Annotated in this window: 9 protein-coding genes; 2 read left to right on the top strand and 7 right to left on the bottom strand. The window is 69.9% G+C overall.

Annotated elements, in window-relative coordinates; translation table 11 throughout:
* On the bottom strand, positions 1 to 442 hold a 442-nt coding region (locus ACFQVC_RS13710), incomplete at its 3' end, for a biotin carboxylase N-terminal domain-containing protein (RefSeq protein ID WP_381830517.1).
* 406 nt (positions 443 to 848) lie between these two features.
* On the opposite strand from ACFQVC_RS13710, the gene ACFQVC_RS13705 reads away from it, so the two are divergent.
* Positions 849 to 1,289 (top strand): hypothetical protein, encoded by a 441-nt coding sequence (locus ACFQVC_RS13705; protein ID WP_381830576.1) that lies wholly within the window; start codon positions 849 to 851, stop codon positions 1,287 to 1,289.
* Between the two features lie 52 nt (positions 1,290 to 1,341).
* Here the strand turns inward: ACFQVC_RS13705 and ACFQVC_RS13700 are convergent, their stop codons facing one another.
* The 4 genes from ACFQVC_RS13700 to mmpB form a co-directional block, all read right to left on the bottom strand.
* Positions 1,342 to 2,283: a hypothetical protein gene (locus ACFQVC_RS13700; protein ID WP_381830515.1), complete on the bottom strand. Its 942-nt coding sequence runs from the start codon at positions 2,281 to 2,283 to the stop codon at positions 1,342 to 1,344.
* A 106-nt stretch (positions 2,284 to 2,389) separates the two neighbouring features.
* Positions 2,390 to 3,004, bottom strand: a complete 615-nt coding sequence (locus tag ACFQVC_RS13695) for a Maf family protein (RefSeq protein WP_381830513.1) — start codon at positions 3,002 to 3,004, stop codon at positions 2,390 to 2,392.
* A gap of 28 nt (positions 3,005 to 3,032) precedes the next feature.
* On the bottom strand, positions 3,033 to 4,502 hold the full coding sequence (locus ACFQVC_RS13690) for a peptidoglycan D,D-transpeptidase FtsI family protein (protein WP_381830511.1): 1,470 nt from the start codon (positions 4,500 to 4,502) through the stop codon (positions 3,033 to 3,035).
* A gap of 67 nt (positions 4,503 to 4,569) precedes the next feature.
* Entirely contained in the window at positions 4,570 to 4,698 is a 129-nt protein-coding gene (gene mmpB, locus ACFQVC_RS13685) for a morphogenic membrane protein MmpB (protein WP_381830509.1), read from the bottom strand.
* 167 nt (positions 4,699 to 4,865) lie between these two features.
* Between mmpB and ACFQVC_RS13680 the strand changes: the two genes are divergently transcribed.
* Positions 4,866 to 6,146, top strand: a complete 1,281-nt coding sequence (locus tag ACFQVC_RS13680; RefSeq protein ID WP_381830507.1) for an SGNH/GDSL hydrolase family protein — start codon at positions 4,866 to 4,868, stop codon at positions 6,144 to 6,146.
* Between the two features lie 110 nt (positions 6,147 to 6,256).
* Here ACFQVC_RS13680 and ACFQVC_RS13675 read toward each other — a convergent pair whose 3' ends face one another.
* Positions 6,257 to 6,466 (bottom strand): acyl-CoA carboxylase subunit epsilon, encoded by a 210-nt coding sequence (locus ACFQVC_RS13675; RefSeq protein WP_381830574.1) that lies wholly within the window; start codon positions 6,464 to 6,466, stop codon positions 6,257 to 6,259.
* Positions 6,467 to 6,471: 5 nt separating this feature from the next.
* The gene (locus ACFQVC_RS13670) at positions 6,472 to 8,079 is read right to left on the bottom strand and encodes an acyl-CoA carboxylase subunit beta (RefSeq protein WP_381830506.1); all 1,608 of its coding nucleotides are present in this window, start codon (positions 8,077 to 8,079) and stop codon (positions 6,472 to 6,474) included.

Raw genomic sequence — 8,079 nt, 5'->3', positions numbered from 1 at the left:
GCGCGAAGGCCACCACCTCGTCCGAGCCGGAGACCGGGTCGGGCGTACCCGCGACCAGCGGGGCGCCGGCACGCTGGGCGATATGCCGGGCCGCGACCTTGTCCCCCAGATCCCGGATCGCCTGCGGGGGCGGACCGATCCAGATCAGGCCCGCGTCGAGGACCGCCTGGGCGAACTCGGCGTTCTCCGACAGGAAGCCATAGCCGGGGTGGACCGCGTCCGCCCCGGAGTCCTTGGCCGCGGCCAGCACCTTGGCCATGTCCAGATAGCTGGTGGCCGGGGTGTCACCGCCCAGGGCGAACGCCTCGTCGGCGGCTCGGACATGCAACGCATCCCGGTCCGGGTCGGCGTAGACGGCCACACTCGCGATCCCCGCGTCCCGGCACGCCCGGGCCACACGGACAGCGATTTCGCCACGGTTGGCGATGAGCACCTTGCGCACGATGGCTCCCTCCTTGAAACAAGCTGAGTTTAGGGACTGCCGACACGGCCTTTCGACCCGTCCCCAATGGTGAGCTTGCCCACACGGAGTGTTATTCGAGGGCCGCTCGAGTCGCGAAATCCCTTGTCGCACCACGGTACGCCGGGATCCTGTACGGCACAGTAACGGGCCGGTGTGGCACAGGTCTCTGTCAGTGGGGCCAGCGGCGCATCGGGTTTCTTTGTGGAGTCCCTACGAATGGCGGAATCAATCTTTGCCCCGGCCTCAACTCTTGTCCCGTGGTTTACCGATTAGTAGCGTGCGGGTGCCCGGAGCGTACTGCGGGTAACGGCGGTGGACGGTCGACGGAAGTGGGTGGGGCGCCGTGGCGCGCAGACCGGTGGCCTTGGTGGCGGCCCTTGTCCTCATGGTGGAGGCGGTCGCTATCGCCTGGCTCAACTGGTTCTTGGGCGTGGTCGTCGACAACCAGAAGATGTCGCTCGCCGGGCTCGATCCGCAGGCGATGTCGGCCGGTTCCTGGGTGGCGGGCGCCGTGTTCGGCCTCTATCTCGCGCTGTGCGCGGTGATCCTGCTGCGCACCGGGGTGCGCGACCGGGCCCCGGGCCGCTTCGGCCGCATGGTGCTGATCAGTGCGGCCGTCGTGCACGGGGTGACCGGTGCGCTCTCCGTGGGCCTGGTCGGCTGGGCGGCGTTCGCGTTCACGATGGTGGTGCTCGGTCTGATCGTGCTGACGCTGATGGCGTACGAGAAGAAGGCCGGCGCGAACGGCGGGGCGGACGCGGCCCGCGGGAGCGCGCCGAACGGCACGCCTCCCGCCCCGGCCGCGGAGGGCCCGAGCCCGGCCTGACGGCGGAGGGCCCGAGCCCTGCGCCTGACAGCGGGCGGCCGGGTCAGCCCGGTCAGCCCTGGTAGACCATCGTGCACAGCAGGGTCTCGCCGTCGTTGACGGTCCAGGCCCAGTACTGCGTCTGATCGCCCTGCACGCGGCGGCAGAGGCTGGCGTCGGTGCCACGGGACGTGTTGTAGACGCCCGTGATGTGCATGATCTGGTTGTAGGCGATCGGGACCTTCTTGGCCGTGCAGTCCACGGCCGTCATCGGGCCCATATCGACGATCTTGCCGCTCTCCTGCTTGGCGAGGAAGCAGCCGCCCTTGTGCCAGATGCGGTTGAGGCACAACTGCGTGGTCTCACCGGAGTTGGGGGACTGGTAGGTCCAGGTCGCCTCGCCCGCGCCGCTGTCGCAGCCGCCGCTGGTGCCGGTGACCTGGACGAGAGCGTCGTCGCTCTTGCACGAGACGGAGGCCGGGGGCTGTTCGGAGCTCCACTTGATGGAGGACGAGCCGCCGTGCCCGGTGTCCCAGACGGGCAGGCAGTCGCCGGAGGTGACGGCCTTGAAGGCGCTCTCGGTCGGGTCGGGCGTGGCCGTGGTCGGGTCGGTGCCCGGTTCGGCGCCCAGACCGGAACTGGAGCCGCTGCTGCCGGTGTCGTCGGACGGGGTGGCGGTGAGGCCGGGGGAGTCGGACGAACTGCTGCTGCCGCCACGGTCGAAGAAGTCGGGCAGGAACACGAAGGCGGCCACGGCTATGAGGCCGATGACGAGAACACCGACGACGCCGATGATGATGGCCGGGGCGGCGTTGTTACGGCGCGGGGGCGGCGGAGGCGGAAACGGCCCGGGGGGCGGTCCGCCGAACGGCCCGCCCGGGGGCGGCCCGGGCGGCCCGGGCGGCCCGGGAGGTCCGGGCGGGCCTTGCGGCGGCGGACCCTGCGGCGGGCCCGGGGGCGGTCCCTGCGGCGGGCCGAACTGGCCGCTGTCGGGCGGGCCGAACGAGTTGCTCATGCTGCTGTCCCCCGGTGGATGCGCGGTGTACGTGGCCCGCGCATGTTAGCCAACCGCCGTCCGGGGCCGACCCGTCAGGGCACCGCTCAGCAGGCGGACCGTGCGCTCAGGCCCACAGTTCGGTGATGCCCACGCCGAGCTCCGCGAGCAGCTTGCGCAGCAGCGGCAGGCTGATGCCGATGACGTTGCCGTGGTCGCCCTCGATGCCCTCGACGAACGGGGCCGAGCGGCCGTCGAGGGTGAACGCCCCGGCGACGTAAAGGGGTTCACCGCTCGCCACGTAGGCCGCGATCTCCGCGTCCGACGGCTCGCCGAAGCGGACCGTGGTCGACGCGGTGGCGGAGGTGCGGCGCCCCGTCGCCGTATCGATGACGCAGTGCCCGGTCTGCAGGACGCCCGCGCGGCCGCGCATCGCCTTCCAGCGGGCGGTGGCCTCCTCGGCGTCGGCGGGCTTGCCGAGGGCCTCGCCGTCCAGTTCGAGCACCGAGTCGCAGCCGATGACCAGGGCGCCCGCCGTCTCGTCGCGCCCTGCGACCGCAATGGCCTTCGCCTCGGCCAGAACGCGGGCGAGTTCGGCGGGTGTCGGGGCGGTGATCGCGTCCTCGTCGACACCGCTGACGATCACCTCGGGGGCGAGGCCCGCCTGCCGCAGCAGACCGAGCCGGGCGGGGGACTGGGAGGCGAGAACGAGACGGCGGGGCTTGGGCTGATCGGCAGTCATGGGGGAGAGGGTAGCCAGTGGGTACGGCTCACTTCTTGTCGAGGACGGCCTTCATGACGGCCTTGGCGATCGGGCCGCCGAGCGTGCCGCCCGCGATCTGGTCACGCGGGATGTCCTGGCCCGGGTCGATGAAGACGGCGACGGCGACCTTCTTGCCCTCGGAGTTCTTGCCGTAGGAGATGAACCAGGCGTACGGCGGGGTCTTGCTGATGTCCGTGCCGTGCTGGGCGGTGCCGGTCTTGGCGCCGACCTCGATGCCGGGGATCAGGGCGGGCTTGCCCGAGCCCTTTTCGGCGGTCCAGATCATCGCCTTGCGGACCTTCTCCGCGGTGCCGGACGAGATCGGCCGGGACATCTCCTCCGGCTCGAACGTCTTCAGGGCGTCCGTGTCGGGGCCGCGCAGTTCGTCGATCATGTGCGGCTTCATCAGTTTGCCGTCGTTGGCGATCGCGGAGGCGATCATCGCGATCTGCAGCGGGCTCGCGGTCAGGGAGCCCTGGCCGATGCCCGCGAGGGCGTTGCCCGGCTTGTCCGTGTCGGTCGGGTAGATGGACTTGCCGGCGCGCACCGGGGTGTCGAGGTCGCTCTTGTTGAAGCCGAACTTCTCGGCGATCTCGGTCATCTTGTCCCGGCCGACCTCATGGGCCAGCTTGGCGAAGACGGTGTTGCAGGAGACCTCCATGGCGACCTTGAGCGAGGCGTTCTTGCAGACGCCGCTCTTGTTCAGGTTGGTCAGCGGGTGCCGGGTGCCGGGCAGCGTCCACGGCTCGGGGGTGTCGGTGGCGGTGGCGATGTCACCGATCTTGCCGGTCTCGATGGCGGCCGCGGCGGTGAGCACCTTGAAGGTGGAGCCGGGGGCGTAGGTCTCCTTCAGCGCGCGGTTCAGGAGCGGCTTGTTCTTGTCCTCGTTGAGCTTGTTCCAGTTCGCCTCGTCGGTCTTCGACATGCCCGCGAAGGTGGACGGGTCGTACGAGGGAGTGGAGGCGAGGGCGAGGATCCGGCCGGTGTCGGGGTCGATCGCGGCGGCGCCGCCGCGGAACTTGCCGAGGCCTTCGTAGGCGGCCTTCTGGGCGTCCGGGTCGATGGTGGTGATCACATCGCCGCCGCGCTGCTTCTCGCCGGTGAACATGTTCAGGGTGTTCTTGAGGAACAGCCGGTCGTCGGTGCCGGCGAGCAGTTCGTCGTTGAGCTTCTCCAGCTGGTTGGAGCCGTAGGCCTGGGACGCGTACCCGGTCACAGGTGCGTACATCGCGCCGTCCTTGAAGGTGCGCTTGTACTTGAAGTCGTTGCCCTGGACTTCCTTGGAGCCGGTGATGGGCTTGCCCGCGACGATGATGTTGCCGCGCGGCTGGGCGTAGCGGTCGATGGCGACGCGGCGGTTCTTCTCGTGCTTGGCCAGCGGCTCGCTCTGCGCGTACTGCACCCAGTTGGCGCGTATCAGCAGCGCGAGCACGAGCAGCCCGCAGAACACGGCTATGTGCCGCAGAGGCTTGTTCACCGGTTCCGGCCCTCCCGATCAGTCCATTTCGACTCTGTAGGACGGCTGGGAACCGGCCGCGGTTGCGTCAGGGAACGCCGAGCACGAGGACCACGAGGATCATCGAGAGGGCAAGGACGATGCCCGCACGCCTCAACATGGCCTGCGTTTCCCGGAGTTCCTCGGGGGGCTCGTCTTCGGGGTCGGACCAGAGCATGCGGCTGATGGTCCCGGGCGGTGGGGCGCGGCGCCTGAGTACGCGTACTCAGATGAGCCTTCCACTTCATTAAACGGGAACCGGGTTCCCTTAGTGGCTCGATGGGTGCTACCGTCTGTCTCGCCTTAAAGGAACCACAGAGCCGTTAGTGAACTCGGGAGTCAGTCATGCACAAGGTCACGCAGAAGGTCATGCGCAAGGTCACGCGGAAGAAGGTCCTGCACCGCGTCGCCGCCCCCGCCGCCGCCGCGGCACTCGGCCTCGCCCTTCTCCCCGGTACGGAGGCGAGCGCGGGCACCCGCGACTGGGCCGCCGCCTGGACCGCGTCCCCGCAGCTGCCCAGCAGCGGCTTCACGCCGAACTGGTCGCAGCAGGGCTTCTCGCACCAGAGCGTGCGCCAGGTCGTCCGGGTCACGGAGGCGGGCGACGAGATCCGTATCCGGCTCTCCAACGCGTACGGGACGTCGCCGCTGCGTCTGACCGGCGCGACGGTCGCCCGCGCGGGCGACGGGGCGGCCCTGGAGAAGGGCTCCGTCAGACACCTCACGTTCGGCGGCGAGCGCTCCACGGAGATCCCGGCGCGCGGGAGCCTCGCCAGCGACGCGGCCCAACTGGCGGTCAAGGGCGGCGAGTCGGTGGCGGTCACGCTGTACTTCGCCGGTACGACGGGGCCCGCCACCTTCCACGCGCAGGGCTTCACCGACTCCTACCGGGCCGCGGGCGACCATCGCGGCGACGCGTCAGGCGGGGCGTTCAAGGAGCGCACCCAGTCCTGGTACTATCTGTCGGGCGTGGATGTCAGCGGGGGTGAACCCGCCGGCGCGGTGGCCCTCTTCGGCGACTCCGTCACCGACGGCTTCGGCTCCACGCCGGGCACGAACCGCCGCTACTCCGACGCGCTCGCCGAGCTGGTGCGGCGGCCGGTCCTCAATGCGGGCATCGGCGGCAACCTCGTCCTCAACGACTCGGCGTGGTACGGCGAGCGCGGCACGGCCCGCTTCGGGCGTGACGCCCTGGACCAGCCGGGGGTCACCACGGCCGTGGTCCTCGAAGGCCTCAACGACATCGGCTTCAGCGAAGCCCAGGCACACGGCTACGACCGGCCCACGTACTTCCCCGCACCCGTGGTCCCGGCCCGTGAACTCATCGCCGGGTACCGGGAGTTGATCAGGCAGGCGCACGCCAAGGGGGTACGGATCGTGGGGGCGACCCTGCTGCCCCTGAAGGGCTCGGACCACTGGGGCGCGCACGCGGCGCGGGTCAGTGACGAGGTGAACCGGTGGATCCGCTCGTCGGGGGAGTTCGACGCGGTCGTCGACTTCGACAAGGCGCTGGCCGCGAAGTCCTCGCCGGACCGGCTGGCTCCCGAGTACGACTCGGGGGACGCGCTGCACCCGAACGACGCGGGGTACCGGCGGATGGCCGAGGAGGTGGCCCGGGTTCTTTGATCTTCCCCAGTCCCGCCCCTTCCGGTAACTCCTCAATCGCCGGAGGGGCTCAAATTGAGCCTCTCCGGCGATTGAGGAGCGGGGTCTGGGGCGGGAGTCCCAGTTACGTCCTAGCCCGGCCAGTACGTGCGGGCCCAGGACGTCGGGCCCGGCTGCGGCAGGCGGTGGCGGGCGACCCTGGCAGGGTCGGACCAGGCGTCCGCGGGGCGGGCCGCACCCGGCTCCGCGGACGCCACCGCAGCCGCGCGCACCTGGACCACCGCCAGGGCGGCGGCCAGCTCCTCCGGGGTCGGATTGCCCCGTACGACCTTGATCATCAGCCCTCCTACAGGGGGATGTTGCCGTGCTTCTTCGGAGGCAGGGATTCCCGCTTGGAGCGCAGCGTGCGCAGCCCGCGCACCACCTGCCGTCGCGTCTCGGACGGCATCACGACCGCGTCGATGTACCCGCGCTCCGCCGCCGTGTACGGATTGAGGAGCGTGTCCTCGTACTCCTGGATCAACTGGGCGCGCACGGCCTCGCGTTCGGACTCGTCCGTGGCCGCGATCGTGCGCCGGTGCAGGATGTTCACCGCGCCCTGCGCGCCCATCACCGCGATCTGCGAGGTCGGCCAGGCCAGGTTGAGGTCGGCGCCCAGGTGCTTGGAGCCCATCACGTCGTACGCGCCGCCGAACGCCTTGCGCGTGATGATCGTGATCAGCGGGACGGTGGCCTCGGCGTACGCGTAGATCAGCTTGGCGCCGCGGCGGATGATGCCGCCGTACTCCTGGTCCGTGCCGGGCAGGAAGCCGGGCACGTCCACGAAGGTGAGCACCGGGACGTTGAAGGCGTCACAGGTGCGCACGAAGCGTGCGGCCTTCTCGGAGGCGTCGATGTCGAGGCAGCCGGCGAACTGCATCGGCTGGTTGGCGACGATGCCCACCGGGTGGCCCTCGACCCGGCCGAAGCCGGTGAGGATGTTCGGCGCGAACAGGGCCTGCGTCTCGAAGAACTCCGAGTCGTCCAGGACGTGCTCGATCACCGTGTGCATGTCGTACGGCTGGTTCGCGCTGTCCGGGATGAGGGTGTCGAGCTCGCGGTCCTCGTCGGACGTCTCCAGATCCGCCTCCTCCGGGAAGGCGGGCGGCTCGGAGAGGTTGTTCGAAGGCAGGTACGAGAGCAGGGACTTGACGTACTCGATCGCGTCCTTCTCGTCGCCCGCCATGTGATGGGCCACGCCCGACGTGGCGTTGTGGGTGCGGGCGCCGCCCAGCTCCTCGAAGCCCACGTCCTCGCCGGTGACCGTCTTGATGACGTCGGGCCCGGTGATGAACATGTGCGAGGTCTGGTCGACCATGACCGTGAAGTCGGTGATCGCCGGGGAGTAGACCGCGCCGCCCGCGCACGGCCCGACGACCAGGCTGATCTGCGGAATGACCCCCGACGCATGGGTGTTGCGGCGGAAGATCTCGCCGTACATGCCGAGGGCCATGACGCCCTCCTGGATCCGGGCGCCGCCCGAGTCGTTGATGCCGACCACCGGGCAGCCGGTCTTCAGGGCGAAGTCCATCACCTTCATGATCTTCTGCCCGAAGACCTCGCCGAGTGCGCCGCCGAAGACCGTGAAGTCCTGCGAGAAGACGGCCACCGGGCGGCCGTCGACCGTGCCGTACCCGGTGACGACGCCGTCGCCGTACGGACGTGTCTGGTCGAGGCCGAAGTCCGTCGAGCGGTGCCGCGCGAACTCGTCGAGCTCCACGAACGAACCCTCGTCGAGCAGCAGGTCGATGCGCTCGCGCGCCGTCAACTTGCCTTTCGCGTGCTGTTTTTCCACCGCGCGCTCGGAGCCGGCGTGCGTCGCCTCTTCGATACGGCGCTGCAGATCCGCGATTTTGCCCGCGGTCGTGTGGATGTCGGGGCTGTTGATGGACTTGGGCGCTGCCGGCTCGGACAT

This window comes from Streptomyces monticola, from assembly GCF_042665355.1.
In the GTDB taxonomy this organism is placed as follows: Bacteria; Actinomycetota; Actinomycetes; order Streptomycetales; family Streptomycetaceae; genus Streptomyces; species Streptomyces monticola.
Note: the sequence above shows the minus strand (reverse complement) of the source record. Positions and strands in the feature narration are given on the sequence as shown.